The following is a 21,628-nucleotide window of genomic DNA, read 5'->3' on the forward strand; positions in this document are numbered from 1 at the left end:
AGCCAAAATTTCACTTTGCACTTTGAAAAGACACCTATGAAAGACTTCAAGAACTTCATCAACGGCGAGTACGTGACCAACGTCAGCGGCAAGACCTACGAGAAACGCAACCCGGTCGACAACTCGCTGATCGGCAACGTCCATGAGGCCGGCAAGCCCGAAGTCGATGCTGCCGTGGCGGCAGCCAAGGCCGCGCTGCATGGCCCCTGGGGTCAGTTGTCGGTGGTGGACCGGGTGGCCATGCTGGACGCCGTGGCCAATGAGATCAATCGCCGTTTTGATGACTTCCTGCAGGCCGAAATTGCCGACACCGGCAAGCCCAAACACCTGGCTTCGCACGTGGACATTCCGCGCGGCGCCGCCAATTTCAAGATTTTTGCCGACACCATCAAGAACGCCTCGACCGAATCGTTCGAGATGCGCACCCCCGATGGCAAGACTGCCCGCAGCTACGGCGTGCGCACCCCGCGTGGCGTCATCGCCGTCGTCTGCCCGTGGAACCTGCCGCTGCTGCTGATGACCTGGAAGGTCGGCCCGGCCCTGGCCTGCGGCAATACCGTGGTCGTCAAACCCTCCGAATGCACGCCGGGCACCGCCACGCTGCTGGGTGAAGTCATGAACAAGGTCGGCGTGCCCGCCGGTGTCTACAACGTGGTGAACGGCTTTGGCGTGGATTCCGCCGGTGCCTTCCTGACCGCGAACCCCGATGTGAACGGCATCACCTTCACCGGTGAAACCAAGACCGGCACCGCCATCATGAAAGCCGGTGCCGACGGCATCCGGCCGGTGTCGCTGGAGTTGGGCGGCAAGAACGCCGCCGTGGTGTTTGCCGACTGCGACTTTGAGAACGCTGTCAACACCGTCACCCGCTCAGCCTTTGAGAACTGCGGCCAGGTCTGCCTGGGCACCGAGCGCATTTACGTCGAGCGTCCGATTTTTGACAAGTTCGTGGCCGCCCTGAAGGTCAAGGCCGCAGAAATGAAGCCTGGCCGCCCGTTTGATGCCGACACCAAGATCGGTCCGCTGGTCAGCAAGATTCACCAGAAGAAAGTGCTGTCCTACTACGCCAAGGCCAAGGAGGCGGGCGCCACCATCGTCTTCGGCGGCGGTGTGCCCGACATGCCGGACGACCTGAAAGACGGCTGCTGGGTGCAGCCCACCATCTGGACCGGCCTGCCCGAAACCGCGGCGGTCGTGCGTGAAGAAATCTTCGGGCCGTGCTGCCACATCCAGCCCTTTGACACCGAAGAAGAAGCCGTGCGCATGGCCAACGACACGAAGTATGGTTTGGCGACTTCCATCTACACCCAGGACATCAGCCGCGCCAGCCGCCTGGCCACGCAAATCGAAGTGGGGCTGTGCTGGATCAATAGCTGGTTCCTGCGCGACCTGCGCACCTCGTTCGGCGGCTCCAAGCAGTCCGGCATCGGGCGTGAAGGCGGCGTGCATTCGCTCGAGTTCTACACCGAGTTGCGCAACGTGATGATCAAGTACTGAAGAACCACCCATGAGTCAGAACCCCGAAATCGGCCAATCCATCGTGGCCAACGGCATCGTCACCAACTACCACGACGTCGGCTCCGGTTTTCCGGTGCTGCTGATCCACGGCTCCGGCCCTGGCGTCAGCGCCTGGGCCAACTGGCGCCTGACGATTCCGGCTTTGTCACCGCAGCGTCGGGTGATTGCCCCGGACATGGTCGGTTTCGGCTTCAGCGAGCGGCCCGCCGGTATCCGTTATGGCCTGGACACCTGGGTGGCGCAGGCGATTGGCCTGCTTGATGCGCTCAAGATTGAGCGTGCTGACCTTATTGGCAACTCGTTCGGTGGTGCACTGGCGCTGGCGCTGGCGATTCGCCATCCGACACGGGTCCGGCGGCTGGTGCTGATGGGCGCGGCGGGCGTGTCGTTCCCGATTACGCCCGGTCTGGAGGCCGTCTGGGGTTACACGCCGTCGATTGCGAACATGCGTAAATTGCTCGATATTTTTGCCTTTGACCGCACGCTGATGAGTGATGAACTGGCCGAGCTGCGTTACAGGGCCAGCATCCAGCCCGGTTTTCAGGAAGCGTTCTCGGCGATGTTTCCGGCGCCACGGCAAAACGGGGTGGAGGCGCTGGCCAGCCGGGAAGAAGACATCCGCGCGCTGCCGCACGAGACACTGGTGGTCCATGGCCGCGAGGATCAGGTGCTGCCCCTGTCGAACTCACTGACCCTGGCGCAATGGATTGCCCGCTCGCAATTGCATGTGTTCGGTCGCTGCGGCCACTGGACGCAAATCGAACACGCCGCGCGCTTTGCCCAGCTGGTCGGGAATTTCCTGGCCGAGGCGGATGCGCTGAAGGTCTGACGCCATGTTGATTTGCTATTATTTTAGTAGCTGCTTGCGTACGACGGACGTGGGCTAGAGGCCTGAAACGTATAAAAACTTCCATTTTCTTCATTCAATCAACAGGACCTATTTACCTATGGACGCCAAACTGATCGAAACCCTGGGCGACGAGTTGTTCCAGGCCATGAGCACGCAAACCGTGGTCGAGCCGCTGACCACCCGCCACCCCGACATCACCATCGGGCACGCGTACCACATCCAGCAGCGCATGCTGTCACGCCGCCTGCAGGCGGGCGAGCGCATCGTTGGCAAAAAAATCGGCGTGACCTCGGCCGCGGTGATGAACATGCTGGGCGTCTACCAGCCCGACTTTGGTTACCTGCTCGACGGCATGATCTACAACGAAGGCCAGTCGGTGGACGCCAGCACCCTGATCCAGCCCAAGGCCGAGGGCGAGATTGCCTTCATCCTGAAAAAAGACCTGATGGGCCCCGGCATCAGCAACGCCGACGTGCTGGCCGCCACCGAGTGCGTGATGCCGTGCTTCGAGATTGTTGATTCGCGTATCCGTGACTGGAAAATCAAGATCCAGGACACCGTGGCCGACAACGCCTCCTGTGGCGTCTTTGTGCTGGGCGACTGCGCGGTGGACCCGCGCCGCATCGACCTGGCCACCTGCGGCATGGTGTTGGAGAAAAACGGCGAAATCATCGGCACTGGCGCCGGCGCTGCCGCTTTAGGCTCGCCCGTGAATGCTGTCGCTTGGCTCGCCAACACGCTGGGGCGGCTCGGCATTGGCCTGAAAGCCGGTGAGGTCATCTTGTCGGGCGCGCTGGCCGCCATGTCACCGGCCAAGGCCGGGGACAACTTCCGTGTGTCCATTGGCGGCATGGGCAGCTGCTCGGTGCGCTTTCACTAAGGCAGAAAAGCCATGGCAACAGCGACCCTCGACAAACCCTCTGGTGCGGTCACGGTGCTGATCACACGCCGGGTCAAGGCCGGGCACGAGGTGGCGTTCGAGCAGGCCTCAAGCGACTTAACCGCCGCGTTGGAAAGTCGCGGTCGTCACCTGGCTGGGCATTTGTCCCCCGGTGTATGTGCTGTTCTTGCTGCTCGGTTCGTTGCTGGCGCCGTGGCCCTTGCTGCCCCGGGTGATGTTGCTGACCGCGCTGGTGGTCCTCATCATGACCTGGGCGGTGGCGCCCCAACTCACGCAATTACTCAAGCCCTGGCTGTACTCGGCCATGCGCGACAAAATTTGACAAGGAACAGGGATGGATCTTCAACTTACAGGCAAGCGGGCACTGGTCACGGGCTCCACCTCCGGTATCGGCTGGGCCACGGCGCGCGAACTGGCGGCCGAGGGCGCGCACGTTCTCGTCAACGGGCGCGACCCGGCCCGGTTGGCCAGCGCGGTGGCGCGCATGCAGGCGGAAGTTCCGGGCGCCACGATTGACGGCGTGCAGGCCGATCTGTCCTCGGCTGCCGGTTGTCAGCGCCTGCTGGACGCCGCGGGCGAGGTGGACCTGCTGGTCAACAACCTCGGCATCTTCGAGCCCAAGGCGTTCGAGCAAATTGGCGACGACGACTGGCAGCGCTTTTTCGAGGTCAATGTGCTCAGCGGTGTGCGCCTGTCGCGCCACCACCTGCCGCGCATGAAGGCGCGTGGCTGGGGCCGCATTGTTTTTATCTCCAGCGAGTCGGGCATTTGTCCGCCGGCTGACATGGTGCATTACGGCATGACCAAGTCGGCCCAGCTGTCGGTCTCGCGCGGACTGGCGGAAACCTGCGCCGGTAGCGGCGTCACGGTCAATGCCGTGCTGCCCGGCCCCACGCGCACCGAAGGCGTGGGTGCGTTCTTTGCCACGCTGGCGCGTGACGCGGGGCAGACGCTGGCCGAGGCCGAGCGTGATTTTTTCAAATACGCGCGCCCGACCTCGCTGCTGCAGCGTTTTATCGAACCGGCCGAAGTCGCGGCCATGGTGACCTATGTCTGCAGCCCGCGCGCGGCCGCCACCAACGGCGCCGCATTGCGCGTTGAGGGCGGCGTGGTGCGCACCCTGATCTGAATTTCAACTGACGGAGTTTTCATGAAAAAAATCAAATGTGCCCTGATCGGGCCTGGCAACATCGGCACCGACCTGCTGGTCAAACTGCAACGCAGCCCGGTGCTGGAGCCGGTCTGGATGGTGGGCATCGACCCCGAATCAGACGGCCTCAAGCGCGCCCGCGAGATGGGCATCAAAACCACCGCCAAGGGGGTGGACGGCTTGTTGCCGCACGTGCTGGCGGACGGCGTGCAAATCGCCTTTGACGCCACCAGCGCCTATGTGCATGCCGAGAACTCGCGCAAGCTCAATGAGCTGGGCGTGATGATGATCGACCTGACGCCGGCGGCCATCGGCCCGTTCTGCGTGCCGCCGGTGAACCTGATGGAACACCTGGGCAAGGGCGAGATGAACGTCAACATGGTCACCTGCGGTGGCCAGGCGACCATTCCGATGGTGGCGGCCGTATCGCGCGTGCAGCCGGTGGCCTACGGCGAAATCGTCGCCACCGTGTCGAGCCGCTCGGTCGGCCCTGGTACCCGCAAGAACATTGACGAGTTCACCCGCACCACCTCGGGCGCGGTGGAGAAAGTGGGCGGCGCCAAACAGGGCAAGGCCATCATCATCATCAACCCGGCCGAGCCGCCGCTGATGATGCGCGACACCGTGCACTGCCTGACCGAAACCACGCCCGACCAGGCCAAGATCACCGCATCGATTCACCAGATGCTGGCCGAAGTGCAAAAGTACGTGCCGGGCTACCGCCTAGTCAACGGCCCGGTGTTTGACGGTAACCGCGTCTCGGTGTTCATGGAAGTCGAAGGCCTGGGCGACTACCTGCCCAAGTACGCCGGCAACCTCGACATCATGACGGCGGCAGCCGCCCGCACCGCGGAAATGTTTGCCGAAGAAATCATCGCCGGCCGGCTCACGCTCAAGCCCGTCGCCACCCCGGCCTTTGCCTGAACCTCACACGAGAAACACCATGAACTTACAAGGTAAAAAAGTCACCGTGCACGACATGACGTTGCGCGACGGCATGCACCCCAAGCGCCACCTGATGACGCTGGACCAAATGAAAAGCATCGCCTGCGGACTCGACGCCGCCGGGGTGCCGCTGATCGAAGTCACGCACGGCGACGGCCTTGGCGGCTCCTCCGTCAACTACGGCTTTCCGGCCCACACCGACGAGGAATACCTGGGTGCCGTGATTCCGTTGATGAAGCAGGCCAAAGTGTCTGCCCTGCTGATCCCCGGCATTGGCACCGTCGAGCACCTGCTGATGGCCAAGGACCTGGGCGTGGGCACCATCCGCGTGGCGACCCACTGCACCGAGGCCGATGTGTCGGAGCAGCACATCACCAAGTCGCGCGAACTGGGTCTGGACACGGTAGGCTTTTTGATGATGGCGCACATGGCCAGCCCGGAAAAACTGGTGAGCCAGGCGCTGCTGATGCAGGGTTATGGCGCCAACTGCATCTACGTCACCGACTCGGCCGGTTACATGCTGCCCGACGACGTCAAAGTGCGTTTGAGTGCCGTGCGCGCCGCGCTCCAACCCGAGACCGAGCTGGGCTTTCACGGCCACCACAACATGGCCATGGGCGTGGCTAATTCGATTGCCGCGATTGAGGCCGGGGCCAACCGCATCGACGCCGCCGCTGCCGGGCTAGGTGCCGGCGCCGGCAACACGCCGATGGAGGTGTTCATCGCCGTTTGCGCCCGCATGGGGATCGAGACCGGTGTCGATGTGTTCAAGATTCAGGACGTGGCCGAAGACCTGGTGGTGCCCATCATGGACCACATCATTCGCATCGACCGCGACTCGCTCACGCTGGGCTACGCCGGGGTGTACTCCAGCTTCCTGCTGTTTGCCAAACGCGCCAGTGTGAAGTACGGCGTGCCCGCACGCGACATCCTGGTCGAGCTGGGCCGCCGTGGCATGGTCGGCGGGCAGGAGGACATGATCGAAGACACCGCCATGACCATGGCCCGTGAACGCAAGAATTTAACCAAGGTAGCCGCATGAAACTCGACACCGCAACCATTGCCGCCCTGGCCGAGCGCCTGGAAAACTGCCAGCTGCAGCAGCAAGACACCACCAAAATCACCGACGACTATCCCGACATGGACTGGGACGACGCCTACGCCATCCAGGATGAAATCCGTTTGCGCAAAGTGGCCCGCGGCGCGCGCGTGATTGGCCTCAAAGCCGGGCTGACCTCGCACGCCAAGATGAAGCAAATGGGCGTGACCACGCCCGTGTTCGGCTTCATGACCGATGACTACGCCGTGCCCGATGGCGGCGAGTGCCAGGTGAGTGAGTTGATCCACCCCAAGGTCGAACCGGAAATCGCTTTCGTCACCAAAACCGAGCTGCGCGGTCCCGGCTGCCACATCGGCGCGGTGCTGGCCGCGACTGACTTTGTGATGCCTGGCATCGAGGTGATCGACAGCCGTTACCGCGACTTCAAGTTCGACCTGAAAAGCGTGGTGGCCGACAACACCTCGGCGGCGCGCTTTGTGGTTGGCGGCCAGCCCATGGCCGTGTCGGGCGTGGACCTGCGCACGGTGGGCATCGTGTTGGAGAAAAACGGCCAGGCCGTCGCCTTTGGCGCCGGGGCTGCCGTACTCGGCCACCCCGCTGCCGCCATCGCCATGCTGGCCAACCACCTGGCCGAACGCGGCGAATGCATTCCGGCGGGCAGCCTGATTCTGTCGGGCGGCATCACCGAAGCCGTGTCGGTCAAAGCCGGCGACAACGTCACCCTGCGCGTGCAGGGCATGGGCAGTACCAGCATCCGCTTTGTTTGAAATTTATCAGGAGAACTCACATGCCATTTGCACAGATTTACATGATTGAAGGCCGCACGGAAGAACAGAAGCGCGCCGTGATTGAGAAAGTCAGCGCCGCCCTGGTCGAAGCCACCGGCACCCCGATTGCCAACGTGCGCGTTTGGATTCAGGACGTGCCGAAGGAGAATTGGGGCATTGCGGGCGTCAGCGCGAAAGACTTGGGGCGTTGATTTTTAAGAAAAATCGGTCTGTAGCCCCCGTGGTAATTGCGGGAGTAGCTATTAAAAGTGAAGCGCCTGGCGGAGGCGCCGGTGCTTCTGGATTTTCCGAAATCGCCAGCGGCAATGAGATGGGTGTGTTGCAGGTCTTGGTCTTTGGCCAGACGCCGGTGGAAGCTGGTATCCGGGTTCTAAATGCGATAGACTCTCATTTGCATTTGGGCCGTCCAAATGCGTTTGTCCCATTTTCCAGAGACCTCCTGCATGCTGTTGTCACAACTCCCAAACGGTTCCCACGCCTCTGTCGTGTGTGTCAAACCGGGGTCTGCCGAGGTCGGTGAGGCCACGCTGCGGCGCCTGGGGGAGTTGGGCTTTATTGCGGGCGAGCCGGTGCAGATGCTGCGCCGCGGCCCCGGCGGGCGTGAGCCGCTGGCGGTGCAGGTGGGCGACACCTTGTTGGCCCTGCGCCTGCTGGAAGCCGAGTGCATCGAGGTGCAGTCCGCCGAATCGGCCCCCGTTTGAAGGTTTTATGACTCAAGCCCACGTCCTGCCTGCGCAAGCAGCTATCAAAAAAATAGCACTGGTCGGCAACCCCAACTGCGGCAAGACCGCGCTGTTCAACCTGCTCACCGGGGCGCGCCAGAAGGTGGCCAACTACGCGGGCGTGACGGTGGAGCGCAAGGTGGGCCAGGCCCGCCTGCGCAACGGCCAGACGCTCTCGGTCGTCGATTTGCCCGGTTCCTACAGCCTGACCCCCGCCACGCCGGATGAGCAGGTGATGCTTGAAGTGATTGAAGGCCGCCGTGCCGGTGAAGACGCGCCCGATGTCATTGTGGCGGTGGTGGATGCCACCAACCTGCGCATGAACCTGCGCCTGGTGCTGGAACTCAAGCGCCTGGGCAAACCCATGATGGTGGCCGTGAACATGGCCGACGTCGCCCGCACGCAAGGGCTGAACATCGACCTGGCCCGCCTGGCCGTGGAGCTGGGTTGCCCGGTGGTGGAGACCGTGGCCGTCAAGCACGATGGTCACGCCAAGCTGTTGGCGCAACTGGAAAAGCAATTCGCCAGCGCCCTGCCAACGTCCGTGGCGCCCTTGTTTGACCCCAAGCCCGCCAATTCAGCAGATTTGCAGCGCGAGGTGCGCCGCATCCTGGCCCTGGTCGCACCCCAGGCGCCCACGCTGGGGCGTTTTCAGCACCGGCTGGACGCCGTGGTCATGCACCCGGTGTGGGGCCTGGTGGTGCTGGCGGCTGTGTTGTTCCTGATTTTTCAGGCGGTGTTTTCATGGGCCAACCTGCCCATGGATGCCATCAAGGGCGCGATGGCGGCCACCGGCGACTGGACGATTGAGCACATGGCCGAAGGCCCGCTGCGCAGCCTGCTGGTGGACGGCGTCATCGCCGGTGTGGGCGGTGTGCTGGTGTTTTTGCCGCAGATTCTGATTCTGTTTTTCTTCATCCTGCTGCTCGAAGACTCGGGCTACCTGCCGCGCGCCGCGTTCCTGCTGGACAACCTGATGGGCAAAGTGGGCCTGTCGGGTCGCGCCTTTATTCCGTTGCTCTCCAGCTTTGCCTGCGCCATTCCCGGCATCATGGCCACGCGCACCATTGCCAACTGGAAAGACCGGCTGGCCACCATCATGGTGGCGCCGCTCATGACCTGCTCGGCGCGGCTGCCGGTCTACGCCCTGCTGATTGGTGCCTTTGTGCCCGAGCGCGACGTGGGCTGGTTCAGCTTGCGCGGCCTCACACTGTTTGGCCTGTATGTGGCGGGCGTGGTGTCGGCCATGGGCGTGGCCTGGATCTTCAAGCGCGTGTGGATGAAAAGCGGTTACCAGCCCCTGATGCTGGAACTGCCGCCCTACCGCGTGCCCAGCCTGCGTAACCTTGGCCTGGGCCTGTGGGAGCGCGCCCGCATTTTCCTGCGCCGCGTGGGCGGCATTATCTTCGCGCTGATGGTTATTTTGTGGTTCCTCTCCACCTACCCCGGCCCGCCTGCGGGGTGGGATATGTCCCAAGGTCCCGCCATCCAGTACAGCGCGGCGGGCATCTTGGGCCACGCGCTGCAGGTGGTGTTTGCGCCGATTGGTTTCAACTGGCAAATCTCCATCGCCCTGGTGCCCGGCATGGCCGCGCGTGAGGTGGCGGTGGGCGCGTTGGGCACGGTGTATTCGCTGTCCGCCGCGACGGACTCGATGGCCGACGCGCTCTCGCCCGTGATTGCCCAGGGCTGGTCGCTGGCCACGGCTTACTCGCTGCTGGCGTGGTTTGTGTTTGCGCCGCAGTGCCTCTCCACCCTGGCGGTGGTGCGCCGCGAGACCAACTCCTGGCGCTACCCGCTGTTCATGGCGGCCTACCTGTTTGCGCTGGCCTACGCCAGCGCGTTTGTCACCTACCGGGTCACCTTGTGGCTGGGCGCGTGAGCATGGCCGTTCAAACCCTGATCGTGGCCGGTTTGGTGAGTGGCTGCTTTGTTTATGCCGCGTGGCACCTGATGCCTGGTGCGGTCAAACGCCCGCTGGCCAAAAGCTTGCTGCGTCTGCCCTTTCCATTTGCATGGCGCGCCCCGCTGCAGGTCGCCACGGGCGCCAGCGGCGGCTGTGGTGGTTGCGGTAGCTGTGATTCGGCCCCACTGAAGAAGACGGCGACGAATGCGCAGGCAACCAACCCCGGCCTGTCTGCGGCGCAACCGCTGGTTTTTCATCCACGCAAGACTTTATAAGAAACAGGCCGCTAGCCCGCGTCCTGCCTTCGGAGGTAGCTATTAAAAAGATAGCTGATATCCTAGAGCCATGAACCCAGCCATTTCAGCCCCACAACCCTCTGTTCTCGTCGTGTGCCTGTGCGCTGAATGGTGCGGCGTGTGCCGCGACTACCGCAGCCGCTTTGAGCAGGTCCAGAGCCGTTTTCCCGAGACACGGTTCTTGTGGATTGATGTGGAAGACGAGGCCGACCTGCTGCACCCGCTGGACGTGGAAGACTTTCCGACCCTGCTGCTGGCCGTGGGCAACGAGCCCCGTTTCTTTGGCCCGCTGACGCCGCAGATTGAAACGCTGGATCGGCTGATCCGCTCGCATGTGCAGGATGGTGCGGCACCGGCTTTGGCGGACCCGGCAGCGGCTGAATTGGTCAGCAGAATTCGGGTAGCCAAAGCGGTTTGAAACGTTGGCTACTGCGCCACCGACTGCCTCGGCAACGCCATTCCGGACTGTGCATCGGTCTGTGTGCTGAGCCACTCCAGAAACTGCTTCACCTCGGACCGTTGTCCGTGGCGCTCGGGGTAAACCACAAAATGCCCCTGCACTGAAATAGACCAGGCCGTGTCAAACACCGGTTGCAGCCGCCGGCTTTGCAGATGGCCGTCGCCAATGGTCGTGCTCTCCAGTGCCACCCCCAGGCCTTGCGCTGCTGCGTCCAGCGCCATCATGGCCCGGTCGAAACGCAAGGCAAAGCGGTCTGGCTTTTTCAGCGGCGGATGCAGTGCAAACCAGTCGGCCCACTGCACCACCCCCACTGTGGACTGAATCAGCGGCACCTGCAGCAAATCAGCCGGGGTGCGGATCTGGTGCCGCTCAATGAAGGCGGGGCTGGCCAGCGGCATGATCGACTCCCGAAACACCGGCTGCACCACCAGTTGCGGCCAGTTGGGCACGCCGTAGCGGATGTCAAGGTCCACCTGACCCAGCTCAAAGTCGGAGTGCACATGCGAGGCGGACAGAAACAACGACACCCCCGGGTGCGCCTGCGCGAACTGCCCAATGCGCGGCATCAGCCACAGGCTGGCAAAACTCGGGCTCGCATGCACATACAGGGTGTTGCGCACGCCTTGACGCACATCGTCGGTGGCGGCCCCGATGGCGCCCAAAGCGCCCGCCACCCGCTGCAAATAAGCTTCTCCGGCGGGGCTGAGCTTGACCCCGCGCGACGAGCGATCAAACAGTTTGACCCCCAAAAAATCTTCCAGCCGCGCCACCTGATGGCTGACGGCCGACGGCGTGAGGTGCAGTTCGGCTGCCGCCAGCGCGAAGCTGCGACGCCGGGCAATGGCTTCAAAAGCCAGCAGCGAGGGAAGGGGAGGCAACATGACGATAAGAGTATTTATTGCACTGCAACATGACAGATTTTCACTTGAACTTGAGATTTTATCGTTTGTGCCAAGTCGGCTTCTTGCCCAGAATCGCCCCAACTTAACAAGGAGACAGTCAATGTTGCTGAAAGACAGAGTAGCCGTGATCACCGGTGGCGCCGGCCCCAATGGCCTGGGTTTTGCCACGGCCCGCATGATGGCCGCGCAAGGCGCCACCATCGTCATTCTTGACCTCGCGCAAGCCGACCCGGCCGCTGCCGCTGCCCGCCTCGGCCCGCAGCACATGGGCCTGGTGGCCGATGTGACCGACAAGGCGTCATGCGACGCTGCCGTGACGCAGGTCATCGCGGCCAAAGGCCGGATTGATGTGCTGGTCAACAACGCCGGCATCACCCAGCCGCGCAAGACCCTGGACATTTCGCCCAAAGACTATGACGCGGTGCTGGACGTCAGCCTGCGCGGCACGCTGGTGGCCTCCCAGTCGGTCATTCCCACCATGCTGGCGCAAAAGCGCGGCTCCATCGTGTGCATCTCGTCGGTGTCGGCACAACGCGGCGGCGGCATTCTGGGCGGCCCCCATTACTCGGCGGCCAAAGCGGGTGTGCTGGGTCTGGCACGCGCCATGGCCCGTGAATACGGCGGCGCCGGCATCCGGGTGAACTGCGTCACCCCCGGCCTGATTGCCACCGACATCAACAAGGGCCTGATCCCCGACGACAAGCGCCAGGCCATCCTGGACGGTATTCCCCTGGGCTACATTGGCGCGCCGGATGACGTGGCGGGCTGTGTGGTGTTTCTGGCCAGCGACCTCTCTGGCTACTGCACCGGCATCACGCTGGACGTCAATGGCGGCATGCTGATTCATTGAGATTTTCAGGGTGGTATTGCCACCTTGTTCCCGTTTAAAGCTAAAAAACCGATGGCAGCGCGGTATCGCTGCCAGACAACACCAGGAGACAAAAATGACACGATTCAACTTTCTTCGCCGCGCTGCCTTGGTCGCTGCGCTGGCCTGCGCCGGTTCCGTCACCTTTGCCCAAACACCCATCAAGCTGATCCTGGCTCATGGCGCTGCCCCCGGCAATCCGAGGCACGAAGCCTCGGTGAAGTTTGCTGAACTTGTGAAGACAAAGACCGGCGGACGTATCGAGATCCAGGTGGCCCACTCCTCGCAGCTCGGCGACGATGCGGCCATGGTGACAGCGCTGCGCTCGGGAACACTGGACATGTCGGCCAACAGCCAGGGCGCGGTCTCCACCGTGGTGCCCGAGTACAGCGCCTTGGGCCTGCCCTTCCTGTTTTCTGACATCACCAAGGCCTGGCAATTGCTGGATGGCCCCATCGGTCAGGACCTGGCCAAGCGTTCGGAAGCCAAGGGCATGGTCGTGCTGGGCTATTGGGACAACGGCATTCGCCATATCTCCAACAGCAAGCGCCCGATCAAGTCGCCTGCAGACGTCAAGGGTCTGAAGATTCGCACCCCGCCAGACGCCATTACGGTGGACATCATGCAGGCTCTGGGCGCGGACCCCCAGCAAATCAAGTTCTCCGAGCTTTACGTGGCTTTGCAACAAGGTGTGGTGGATGGTCAGGAGAATCCGCTGACCAACATTGCATCGGCCAAGCTGTACGAGGTCCAGAAGTACATCTCACTGACGGCTCACAAGTACGAGGCGACCCCCTTCCTCATGGGCAAGCGCTCATGGGAGAAGCTGAGCGCGGCTGACCAGAGTATTTTCATGGCGGCGGCGGCAGAGGCCACACAAATGCAGCGCAAGTTGTCCAAGGAAGCGGACGAAAAACTGGTGGCAGAGATCAAGGCCAAGGGCGTGCAGATTGACACCGTGGACACTGCACCCTTTGTGCAGGCTACCCGTTCTGTCTATGAGAAGTGGAGCGCAGGCCCCACCGGCGAATTCGTGAAGCGTGTCGTACAGGCCACGCGCTGAGGCTGAACCCGTCATGAGCTTTTCCCAGCCTTCCGGCCCCCAGGCCACACAGAGTCCGGACGGCTTGGCCGTCGTCCGAATGGCCCGTGTGGTTGACCATTTGATCGGCATGGCGTGTCGTGGTGTGCTCTACATCACGCTCGGCACCATGTTTTTTATCCTGACCGCCAACGTGGTTCTGCGCTACGTTGCAGGCAGTAGCCTGTCCTCGGCGTCCGAGCTCCCGGAGCTGATGTTCCCGTGGCTCATCATGGCCGGTGTGGTGCTGGCAGCCCAGCATGGGTCCCACATTGCCATCGTCATCTTCACCCAGCGCCTGGGCGCATGGCGTCGTTGGGTTCTGTTGACCGGCTCGCTGGTGGTGGCGGGCTTGTACGCCTCGCTCGCTGTCGTGGCATGGCCCCTGGTGGAGATCGCAGCCGACGAACGCACGCCCATTCTGCAAGTGCCTGGCTCAGTGAGCGTGTCCTGCCTGATGCTGGGTTTCTCCCTGCTGGCGATCGTGACCCTTTGCAGATTGCCCCAGGTTTGGGTCAGCCAGCCTGACCTCTTGTTCGACGAAACCCCCGAACCCAACACCGCTGGAGTGCAGGCATGACTGGCTTAATCATTCTTCTTTTCGTCGTCGGGGCGCTGCTGTCCATTCCCATCGCGCACGCCCTTGTGCTTGCCTCGGTGGGTGGCTTGCTCATTCTTGATCGGGTGCCCGTGCATCTGGCGATCGAACAGATGTTGTCGCAGACGCAGAGCTTTCCGCTCATAGCAATACCGTTCTTCATGATGACCGGTGCCTTGATGGTCAGCGGCAAGCTGGGCCAGAGCTTGGTCACGCTGCTGTCCATGATGATTGGCCGCGTTCATGGCGGTCCGGCACAAGTGGGTGTGTTGTCATCGACCATCTTTGGGGGTGTCTCGGGCTCGGCGGTGGCGGACGCCTCAGCCATTGGTTCGATGTTGATCCCCTGGCTCAAGAAGCTGGGTTACCCCGCACCCTTCGCCGCCGGTACGCTGGCCGCGTCGGCCACCATCGACATCCTGATCCCGCCTTCGATCCCCATGATCGTTTATGCGCTGGTTTCGGGTGCGTCGATCGGCGCGCTGTTTGTCGCGGGCATCCTGCCGGGCTTGTTGATGTGTGCTGGCTTCATGGCTGTTTGCTATATCCAGGGGCGTCGGCGCAATTTCCCGCGGGATACCACACCCTTCGAGTGGCCTGCGTTTTGGCGCCAGCTCCTCCAGACCGGCCCGGCGCTGGCCATGCCGGTACTCATCATCATCTTCCTGCGCTTTGGCATTGCCACACCGACCGAGGTGAGCGTGATGTCCACGCTCTACGCGCTTGTCGTGGCGAGCCTGGTTTACCGTGACCTCACTGTGGCCAAGCTCAGGGCTGCGGCCATTGAGGCGGGCATTTCCACGGGCGTGGTCTTGCTCATCATCATGGCGTCAAGTATCGTGGGCTGGATCGTCACTTATGAACAGTTGCCGGCTGAGTTCACGCGCTACGCCAAGGAGACGCTGCAGTCGCCCTGGCTCATCATCCTGGCCATGAACCTGATCATGCTGGCGACCGGCATGTTCATTGACCTGCCTGCCGCCGTGTTGTTGCTAACGCCCATGTTTGTGCCTTTGGCTGCCGCTGTGGGTATGGACACGATCCAGTTGGGCATCATGATGATCGTCAACCTCTCGATCGGGCTGTACCACCCGCCGATAGGCACCACGTTGTTCATCACCAGCACCATCGCCAAGGTGCGCATCGGCGATGTGGTGAAGGAGTTGATCCCGTTTTATATGGTGGCCATTGGCTTGTTGCTGGGGTTCGCTTATCTGCCTTGGCTGACCCTCCACTGAAGCCGTCCATATGAATCCCACAATTCCCAACAGCGGACGCATTGTTTCCATTTCCGGTGCGCCCTATGACGGCCACCCCGTGCCTGCCATGCTGGCCAGCATGGCAGCGTGTGGCGCCACGCACGTCGAGCCCGCATTCATCGTGGGCTACACCGAGGCGTTTGACGAGTCGTCCTTCACCCCCGCGCAGGCGCAGCAATGGCAGCGCTGGCTGGCTGACAGCGGCATGGCCTGCCACGCGTTTTCGTCGCACATCGACCTGGGGCGCGATGACGCTGTGGAGGTCTTTCGCGGCCGCATGGACTTTGCGCGGGCGCTCGGCGCCGAAGTCATCAACACCAACGCGGCAGCGCGCAAGCTCAAAAAGCGCTTCTTTGCCAACATCGACATACTGGCCCGTCACGCCGAAAGCATTGGCCTGAAGATTGGTCTGGAAAACCCGGGTGATGGCTCGGACAACCTGCTCAACACCGCCAGCGACGGTCCCGGCCTGCTGGCCGATATTGGCCACTCCCTGGTGGGCCTGAACTACGACGCGGGCAACACCATTTCGCACCGCCCCGGCGTGGTACCTGCGGATGACGCACTGAGCGCCATGCCGCACTGCCTGCACACCCACATCAAGGATGTGCGCAAGGACGACAACGGTTACTTCTTCACCCCGCTGGGGCAGGGGCAGATTGATTGCGCACGCATCCTGCGGGCCGTGGCCCAGACCGACTTGAACCTGTCTATCGAAATCCCGATGCGCCTGCATCGCTTGTCCGATGCCCAGCCCAGCCGCGCGCCTTACCGCGTGCCCTTGGGCGACATTGAAGCCGTGCTGCGCCCGGCACTGGCCTTTGTCAACCAACACCTGGGTGCGCCCGCAACGGCCCACGCCTGAGGAAGGAGTTTTATTCATGAATCGCGTGATCAACAACCCCGACCTCGTGGTCGAGGACATGCTCAAGGGCTGGTTGCAAGCCCATGCCGACACCGTGTGCGCCGCACCCGCCAACCCGCGCGTGGTGCAGCGTGTGCAGGCCCCCGAGCCGGGCAAGGTGGGTGTGGTGACCGGCGGCGGCTCCGGCCATGAGCCGGCCTTTATCGGCTACGTGGGCGATGGTCTGGTAGACGCCGTGGCCGTGGGTGAGATTTTTTCTTCCCCCACCGCCAAGAGTTTTCATGATGCCATGCGCGCGGCCAACGGCGGCGCGGGCGTGGCCTGCCTGTACGGCAACTACGCCGGCGATAACATGAACGTGAAGATGGCCATGCAGATGGCCGAGCGCGAAGGCATCACGGTCAAGACGGTGGTGGCCAACGACGACGTGGCCTCGGCCCCCAAGGGTGACGAGTCAAAACGTCGCGGCGTGGCGGGCGAGGTCTTCATGTGGAAGGTCGGCGCGGCCAAAGCGGCCCAGGGCGGCTCGCTGGACGAGGTCATTGCCGCTGCGCAAAAGGCTATCTCCAACACCCGCAGCATCGGCATCGGCCTGTCGGCCTGCGTGATTCCGGCGGTGGGCAAGGCCAACTTCTCAATAGCGCATGGCACGATGGAAGTAGGCATCGGTCACCACGGTGAACCGGGCATTGACGTGCGCCCCACCACGAGCGCTGCCGAGATGGCGGACATGATGCTCAAGGTGGTGTTGCCCGACCTGCCCTTTGTCTCGGGCGACCGTGTGGCCGTGTTGGTGTCCGGCCTGGGTGCCACGCCGCTGATGGAGCAATACATTCTGTATGGTGAGCTGGCGCAGCGTTTGCAGGCGCGTGGCATCACCATTGCCTTCAAGCAGGTGGGAAATTTGTTTTCCTCGCTGGAAATGATGGGCGTCACCCTCACGGTGATGAAGCTCGACGACGAGCTGGAAGCCTGCCTGCAACACCCGTGCCGCTCGGTGGGCCTCACGGTCGCTGGCCACCTGGACACACGCCGCACCTACAGCGGTTACCTGCAGGGCCTCGCGGTCTCCCGTGGGGAAACCGTCGCGAGCGTGGCCCACGTCGCCCGTGCGGTGACTGGGCCTGCCGTGTCACTGGCCACCAGTGGTGCGCTGGTGCGTGAGCTCATCGCCACCATCGTGGCCAACCGCCAGTACCTCAGCGAGATTGACGGCCTGATTGGCGACGGCGACCACGGCATCAACATGGCCAAGGGCTTCACCGGCTGCGGCACCCGGCTGGACGCCCTGGGCGCCACCGCACAGCAACTGCCCGCCGCGCTGGCGCAGCTCTCGCAGGCGCTGATGGACGACATCGGTGGCTCCATGGGGCCTTTGTATGGCGAGTTCTTCCTGGGCTTTGTCGACACTTTGGTACCCCACCAGCAACTCGACGGCCCCTTGTTTGGCGACGCGCTGGCCACGGCCGTGGCGAAGGTGCAGGGCATGGGCAATGCGCAAGTGGGTGACAAGACGCTGATGGACACCCTGGTGCCCGCGCTGGCTGCTTACCGCGAAGCGCAGTTGGCCGGCCGCGGTTTTTCAGAGGCCTTGCAAGCCCTGTCGGTCGCTGCCGAGCAGGGCCGCGATTCCACCAAAAATCTCCAAGCCCGCATTGGCCGTTCAGCTCGCTTGGGGCCGCGCTCCATCGGCGTGCTCGATGCCGGCGCCACCTCCTGCTGCCTGATTTTGCAGTCCATGGCGCGCTCGCTGCAGCGCCAGCTGGATGCCTCCCTTCCTGTTTGACTCCTCACCCGAAAGACCATCATGAAACTTGCCATTGGCTGTGACGAGGCCGCCTACGACCTCAAGCAAATGCTGAAAAAACACATGACTGACGCTGGCCATGACGTGACTGATTTCGGCACCCATGACGCCCAGCCGGTCTTGTACCCGGACGTGGCCTTTGCCGTGGCCGAGCAGGTGGCCAACGGCACCTATGCCCGTGCCCTGCTGCTGTGCGGCACCGGCATCGGCATGGCCATCTCGGCCAACAAGGTCAAGGGCGTGCGCGCCGCGCAGTGCCATGACACCTATTCGGCCGAGCGTGCCAGCAAGAGCAACGACGCGCAAATCATCACCATCGGCGCCCGCGTCGTGGGGCCGGAGCTGGCCAAGTCCATCGTGGACGCGTGGCTGCGCAGCGACTTTGACGGCGGCCGTTCACAACCCAAGGTCGACCTGATCGAGGCTTACGAGGCGGGGCATTCACGATGAGCAGCATCGCATCACTGCAAGACTGTGCTTACCGCATTCGCCGCTACGCCCTGCGCATGGGCGAGGTGCAGGGGCAGGGCTACATCGGCCAGGCCCTGGGCTTGGCCGACGCGCTGGCGGTGGCGTACGGGCACGCCATGAACTTCCGCCCCGAAGACCCCGAGTGGGAAGGGCGCGACCGCTTTTTGCTCTCGCACGGCCACTACGCCATTGCCCATTACGCTGCGCTGATTGAGGCCGGCATTCTGCCCCTGGAAGAGCTGGAAACCTATGGCAGTGACGACAGCCGCCTGCCCATGTCGGGCATGGCCACGTACACGCCAGGCATGGAAATCTCTGGCGGCTCACTCGGCCAGGGCCTGATCATCGGCGTGGGCATGGCGCTGGGCTTGCGGCTCAAGGGCAACCCGGCCTTTGTCTACAACTCCATGTCGGATGGCGAGCTGGACGAGGGCTCCACCTGGGAAGCCGCCATGTCCGCTGCCCACCACGGTCTGGGCAACCTGATCTGCATGGTGGACATCAACAACCAGCAGGCCGACGGTCCTTCCAGCCAGATTCTCAAATTCGAGCCGATTGCCGACAAATGGACCGCCTTTGGCTGGCATGTGCAGCGCGTGAACGGCAACGACCTGCCCGCCGTGCTGGCTGCCTTTGATGCCGCCCGCCAGCACGACCAGGCGCAGCCGCGCGTCATCCTGCTCGACACCCTGATGGGCAAGGGCGTGCCCTTTCTGGAGCAACGCGAGAAAAACCACTTTATCCGGGTCGATCCGCCTGAATGGCAACAAGCCCTGGCGATTCTGGATGCCCAACACGCCGGAGCCACCGCATGAACATCGTGACCACCCCCAAACCCCGCCTGACCACCTCGGCCATGATCGCCTCGATCGCCTCCGAGGGCCAGCGCACCCGTGCCGCGCCTTTTGGCAAAGCCCTGGTGGAACTGGCCGCCCAGCGCCCCGACATCGTGGGCATGACGGCTGATCTGGCCAAGTACACCGACCTGCACCTGTTTGCGCAAGCCTACCCCGAGCGCTTCTTCCAGATGGGCATGGCCGAGCAATTGCTCATGGGCGCCGCGGGCGGCATGGCCAAGGAAGGCTTTGTGCCCTTTGCCACCACCTACGCCGTGTTCGCCACGCGCCGGGCCTATGACTTCATGCACCAGGTGATTGCCGAAGAAAACCTGAACGTCAAAATCGTCTGCGCCCTGCCGGGGCTGACCACCGGCTACGGCCCGAGCCACCAGGCCGCCGAAGACCTGGCCATGATGCGCGCCATGCCCGGCATGACGGTGATCGACCCCTGCGACGCGCACGAGATCGAGCAAGCCACGCCCATCATCGCCGCCCACCCGGGCCCGGTGTACATGCGCCTGCTGCGCGGCCAGGTGCCGCTGGTGCTGGACGAATACGGCTACCAGTTCGAGCTGGGCAAGGCCAAGATCATTCGGGATGGACGCGACGTGCTGTTCATCTCTACCGGCCTCATGACCATGCGCGCTTTGGAAGCCGCCCAGGCCCTGCAACGCGACCGTGTGGACGTCGCCGTGCTGCACGTGCCCACGCTCAAGCCACTGGACGCCGAGACCATTGCCCGCGAGGCTGCCAAGTCGGGCCGACTGGTGGTGGTGGCGGAAAACCACAGCACCATCGGCGGTCTGGGTGAAGCCGTGGCCGGTGTGCTGATGCGCGCCGGTGTGCACCCGGCGTTCCGCCAGATTGCCCTGCCCGATGCCTTTCTGGACGCCGGTGCGCTGCCCACCCTGCATGACCGCTACGGCATCTCTACCGAGGCGGTGGTGGCCTCGGTCAAGTCTTGGCTGAAATAGCCGTCACCCCTGCAGCCACGACGTCTCTCCCGGCCGCCCCGGCAAACGCAACTGGCTGGTGGCCGCAGGTGTCTCGGCCAATAGCTTGCCTCGGCGGAAGACCTTGAGGCGCGTGGCGCGCAGGCGCAGGGCTTCTACCGGGTCACGCGCTTGCAGCAGCACCAAGTCAGCAAAACAGCCGGCCTCCAGTCCGTAGCCCTCCAGGCCCAGAACCCGCGCCGGGTTGGCGGTGACCGCGTCAAAGCACTGGCGCATGGCAGCCTGGCTGGTCATCTGCGCCACGTGCAGGCCCATGTGGGCGACCTCCAACATGTCGCCGCTGCCCAGCGAGTACCAGGGGTCCATCACACAGTCGTGGCCAAAAGCCACGTTGATGCCGGCGGCCAGCAATTCGGGCACGCGCGTCATGCCGCGGCGCTTGGGATACGTGTCGTGCCGGCCTTGCAGGGTGATGTTGATGAGCGGGTTGGCCACCACGTGCAGTTGCGCCTCGGCCATCAGCGGCAGCAGCTTGCTCACGTAGTAGTTGTCCATGCTGTGCATGGAGGTGAGGTGCGAGCCGGTCACGCGGCCGTGCAGGCCCAGGCGCTGGGTTTCGAACGCCAGCGTTTCCACATGGCGTGAGTGCGGGTCGTCGGATTCGTCGCAGTGCATGTCCACACGTTTACCCTGCTCGGCGGCCAGTTCACACAGCAGCTTGACGCTCAAGGTGCCATCGGCAAAAGTGCGTTCGAAATGCGGAATGCCACCGACCACGTCCACGCCCATGGCCAGCGCGCGCTTGAGGTTGTTCATGTGTTGGTCCGGTCCCAGCGGCCCGCGCAGCACGCCGTCTTGCGGAAAGGCCACCAGCTCCAGGTGCAGGTAGGGCGCCACCCGGCGCTTCACCTCCAGCAGGGCTTCTACCGCCAGCAGGCGCGGGTCGTACACGTCCACATGGGTGCGGATCGCCAGCAGGCCCTTGGCCACCGCCCAGTCGCAGTAGGCCATGGCGCGGTCGATCAGCGCTTCCTGCGTGAGCAGCGGTTTGAGTTCACCCCACAGCGCAATGCCTTCCAACAGCGTGCCGCTCTGGTTGACGCGCGGCAGGCCGTAGCTGAGCGTGGCGTCCATGTGAAAGTGGGCGTCCACAAACGGCGGACTGACCAGACAGCCCTGTGCGTCAACAAGCTCACGTGCGGGGGCGTTCAGCCCGGCACTGACTTCAACAATCGTCCCATCACGCACGGCAATCGACATGCCGGTGCGTCCGTCGGGCAGGGAGGCGTTCTGGATGAGGAGGTCAAGCATGGTGTGGGTGGGGTTGGGTTTTTGCTATGAAAATAATAGCTATATGCGCACGTTGGACGGCGGCTACAGCCTGATTCT

Annotated in this window: 24 protein-coding genes; 22 read left to right on the top strand and 2 right to left on the bottom strand. The window is 63.3% G+C overall.

Features of this window, described 5'->3' with window-relative positions; translation table 11 throughout:
* Window positions 1-36: 36 nt before the first annotated feature.
* The 13 genes from AC097N_RS19060 (at window position 37) to AC097N_RS19120 (ending at window position 10,554) form a co-directional block, all read left to right on the top strand.
* Window positions 37-1,497: a 2-hydroxymuconic semialdehyde dehydrogenase gene (locus AC097N_RS19060; protein ID WP_479583648.1), complete on the top strand. Its 1,461-nt coding sequence runs from the start codon at window positions 37-39 to the stop codon at window positions 1,495-1,497.
* A 10-nt stretch (window positions 1,498-1,507) separates the two neighbouring features.
* Window positions 1,508-2,347, top strand: a complete 840-nt coding sequence (locus tag AC097N_RS19065; RefSeq protein ID WP_479583649.1) for an alpha/beta fold hydrolase — start codon at window positions 1,508-1,510, stop codon at window positions 2,345-2,347.
* A gap of 118 nt (window positions 2,348-2,465) precedes the next feature.
* On the top strand, window positions 2,466-3,248 hold the full coding sequence (gene dmpE / locus AC097N_RS19070) for a 2-oxopent-4-enoate hydratase (RefSeq protein ID WP_479583650.1): 783 nt from the start codon (window positions 2,466-2,468) through the stop codon (window positions 3,246-3,248).
* A 172-nt stretch (window positions 3,249-3,420) separates the two neighbouring features.
* On the top strand, window positions 3,421-3,591 hold the full coding sequence (locus AC097N_RS19075) for a hypothetical protein (RefSeq protein ID WP_479583651.1): 171 nt from the start codon (window positions 3,421-3,423) through the stop codon (window positions 3,589-3,591).
* A gap of 12 nt (window positions 3,592-3,603) precedes the next feature.
* Window positions 3,604-4,398: an SDR family NAD(P)-dependent oxidoreductase gene (locus AC097N_RS19080; RefSeq protein ID WP_479583652.1), complete on the top strand. Its 795-nt coding sequence runs from the start codon at window positions 3,604-3,606 to the stop codon at window positions 4,396-4,398.
* 21 nt (window positions 4,399-4,419) lie between these two features.
* The gene (locus tag AC097N_RS19085) at window positions 4,420-5,343 is read left to right on the top strand and encodes an acetaldehyde dehydrogenase (acetylating) (RefSeq protein ID WP_479583653.1); all 924 of its coding nucleotides are present in this window, start codon (window positions 4,420-4,422) and stop codon (window positions 5,341-5,343) included.
* A 19-nt stretch (window positions 5,344-5,362) separates the two neighbouring features.
* On the top strand, window positions 5,363-6,406 hold the full coding sequence (gene dmpG / locus AC097N_RS19090; protein ID WP_479583654.1) for a 4-hydroxy-2-oxovalerate aldolase: 1,044 nt from the start codon (window positions 5,363-5,365) through the stop codon (window positions 6,404-6,406).
* Window positions 6,403-7,191 carry a 2-oxo-3-hexenedioate decarboxylase gene (gene dmpH, locus AC097N_RS19095; RefSeq protein WP_479583655.1) on the top strand — a complete coding sequence of 263 codons (789 nt, stop codon included), beginning with the start codon at window positions 6,403-6,405 and terminating at the stop codon, window positions 7,189-7,191. Before dmpG ends, dmpH begins: the two co-directional genes overlap by 4 nt.
* A 20-nt stretch (window positions 7,192-7,211) precedes the next feature.
* The gene (locus AC097N_RS19100) at window positions 7,212-7,403 is read left to right on the top strand and encodes a 2-hydroxymuconate tautomerase (protein ID WP_114968210.1); all 192 of its coding nucleotides are present in this window, start codon (window positions 7,212-7,214) and stop codon (window positions 7,401-7,403) included.
* A 252-nt stretch (window positions 7,404-7,655) separates the two neighbouring features.
* A complete protein-coding gene (locus AC097N_RS19105; RefSeq protein ID WP_479583656.1) occupies window positions 7,656-7,913 on the top strand; it encodes a FeoA family protein in 258 nt (85 codons plus the stop codon).
* A 7-nt stretch (window positions 7,914-7,920) separates the two neighbouring features.
* The gene (gene feoB, locus AC097N_RS19110) at window positions 7,921-9,816 is read left to right on the top strand and encodes a ferrous iron transporter B (RefSeq protein WP_479583657.1); all 1,896 of its coding nucleotides are present in this window, start codon (window positions 7,921-7,923) and stop codon (window positions 9,814-9,816) included.
* Between the two features lie 2 nt (window positions 9,817-9,818).
* Complete coding sequence (locus tag AC097N_RS19115; RefSeq protein WP_479583658.1) at window positions 9,819-10,115, top strand: hypothetical protein; 297 nt, start codon at window positions 9,819-9,821, stop codon at window positions 10,113-10,115.
* A 70-nt stretch (window positions 10,116-10,185) separates the two neighbouring features.
* Window positions 10,186-10,554, top strand: a complete 369-nt coding sequence (locus tag AC097N_RS19120; RefSeq protein ID WP_479583659.1) for a thioredoxin family protein — start codon at window positions 10,186-10,188, stop codon at window positions 10,552-10,554.
* A gap of 8 nt (window positions 10,555-10,562) precedes the next feature.
* Here AC097N_RS19120 and AC097N_RS19125 read toward each other — a convergent pair whose 3' ends face one another.
* Window positions 10,563-11,477, bottom strand: a complete 915-nt coding sequence (locus tag AC097N_RS19125; RefSeq protein ID WP_479583660.1) for a LysR substrate-binding domain-containing protein — start codon at window positions 11,475-11,477, stop codon at window positions 10,563-10,565.
* A gap of 121 nt (window positions 11,478-11,598) precedes the next feature.
* Between AC097N_RS19125 and AC097N_RS19130 the strand changes: the two genes are divergently transcribed.
* The 9 genes from AC097N_RS19130 to AC097N_RS19170 all read left to right on the top strand — a co-directional run bounded on the left by AC097N_RS19130 (window position 11,599) and on the right by AC097N_RS19170 (window position 20,260).
* Window positions 11,599-12,348: an SDR family NAD(P)-dependent oxidoreductase gene (locus tag AC097N_RS19130; RefSeq protein WP_479583661.1), complete on the top strand. Its 750-nt coding sequence runs from the start codon at window positions 11,599-11,601 to the stop codon at window positions 12,346-12,348.
* Between the two features lie 94 nt (window positions 12,349-12,442).
* On the top strand, window positions 12,443-13,429 hold the full coding sequence (locus AC097N_RS19135; protein ID WP_479583662.1) for a TRAP transporter substrate-binding protein: 987 nt from the start codon (window positions 12,443-12,445) through the stop codon (window positions 13,427-13,429).
* Window positions 13,430-13,442: 13 nt separating this feature from the next.
* Window positions 13,443-14,027, top strand: coding sequence for a TRAP transporter small permease (locus AC097N_RS19140; RefSeq protein ID WP_479583663.1), 585 nt, complete (start codon window positions 13,443-13,445; stop codon window positions 14,025-14,027).
* The gene (locus AC097N_RS19145; protein WP_479583664.1) at window positions 14,024-15,283 is read left to right on the top strand and encodes a TRAP transporter large permease; all 1,260 of its coding nucleotides are present in this window, start codon (window positions 14,024-14,026) and stop codon (window positions 15,281-15,283) included. The genes AC097N_RS19140 and AC097N_RS19145 overlap by 4 nt, the downstream gene beginning before the upstream one ends.
* Window positions 15,284-15,293: 10 nt before the next feature.
* Window positions 15,294-16,169, top strand: coding sequence for a sugar phosphate isomerase/epimerase family protein (locus AC097N_RS19150; RefSeq protein WP_479583665.1), 876 nt, complete (start codon window positions 15,294-15,296; stop codon window positions 16,167-16,169).
* A 16-nt stretch (window positions 16,170-16,185) separates the two neighbouring features.
* Window positions 16,186-17,955 carry a dihydroxyacetone kinase subunit DhaL gene (gene dhaL, locus AC097N_RS19155; protein WP_479583666.1) on the top strand — a complete coding sequence of 590 codons (1,770 nt, stop codon included), beginning with the start codon at window positions 16,186-16,188 and terminating at the stop codon, window positions 17,953-17,955.
* 21 nt (window positions 17,956-17,976) lie between these two features.
* On the top strand, window positions 17,977-18,426 hold the full coding sequence (gene rpiB, locus AC097N_RS19160) for a ribose 5-phosphate isomerase B (RefSeq protein ID WP_479583667.1): 450 nt from the start codon (window positions 17,977-17,979) through the stop codon (window positions 18,424-18,426).
* Complete coding sequence (locus tag AC097N_RS19165; RefSeq protein ID WP_479583668.1) at window positions 18,423-19,262, top strand: transketolase; 840 nt, start codon at window positions 18,423-18,425, stop codon at window positions 19,260-19,262. Before rpiB ends, AC097N_RS19165 begins: the two co-directional genes overlap by 4 nt.
* Complete coding sequence (locus AC097N_RS19170; protein WP_479583669.1) at window positions 19,259-20,260, top strand: transketolase family protein; 1,002 nt, start codon at window positions 19,259-19,261, stop codon at window positions 20,258-20,260. Before AC097N_RS19165 ends, AC097N_RS19170 begins: the two co-directional genes overlap by 4 nt.
* Before the next feature lie 3 nt (window positions 20,261-20,263).
* Here AC097N_RS19170 and AC097N_RS19175 read toward each other — a convergent pair whose 3' ends face one another.
* Window positions 20,264-21,550 (bottom strand): amidohydrolase family protein, encoded by a 1,287-nt coding sequence (locus AC097N_RS19175; protein WP_479583670.1) that lies wholly within the window; start codon window positions 21,548-21,550, stop codon window positions 20,264-20,266.
* Window positions 21,551-21,628 lie beyond the last annotated feature (78 nt).

The organism is Rhodoferax sp. LS1R11, assembly GCF_056521395.1.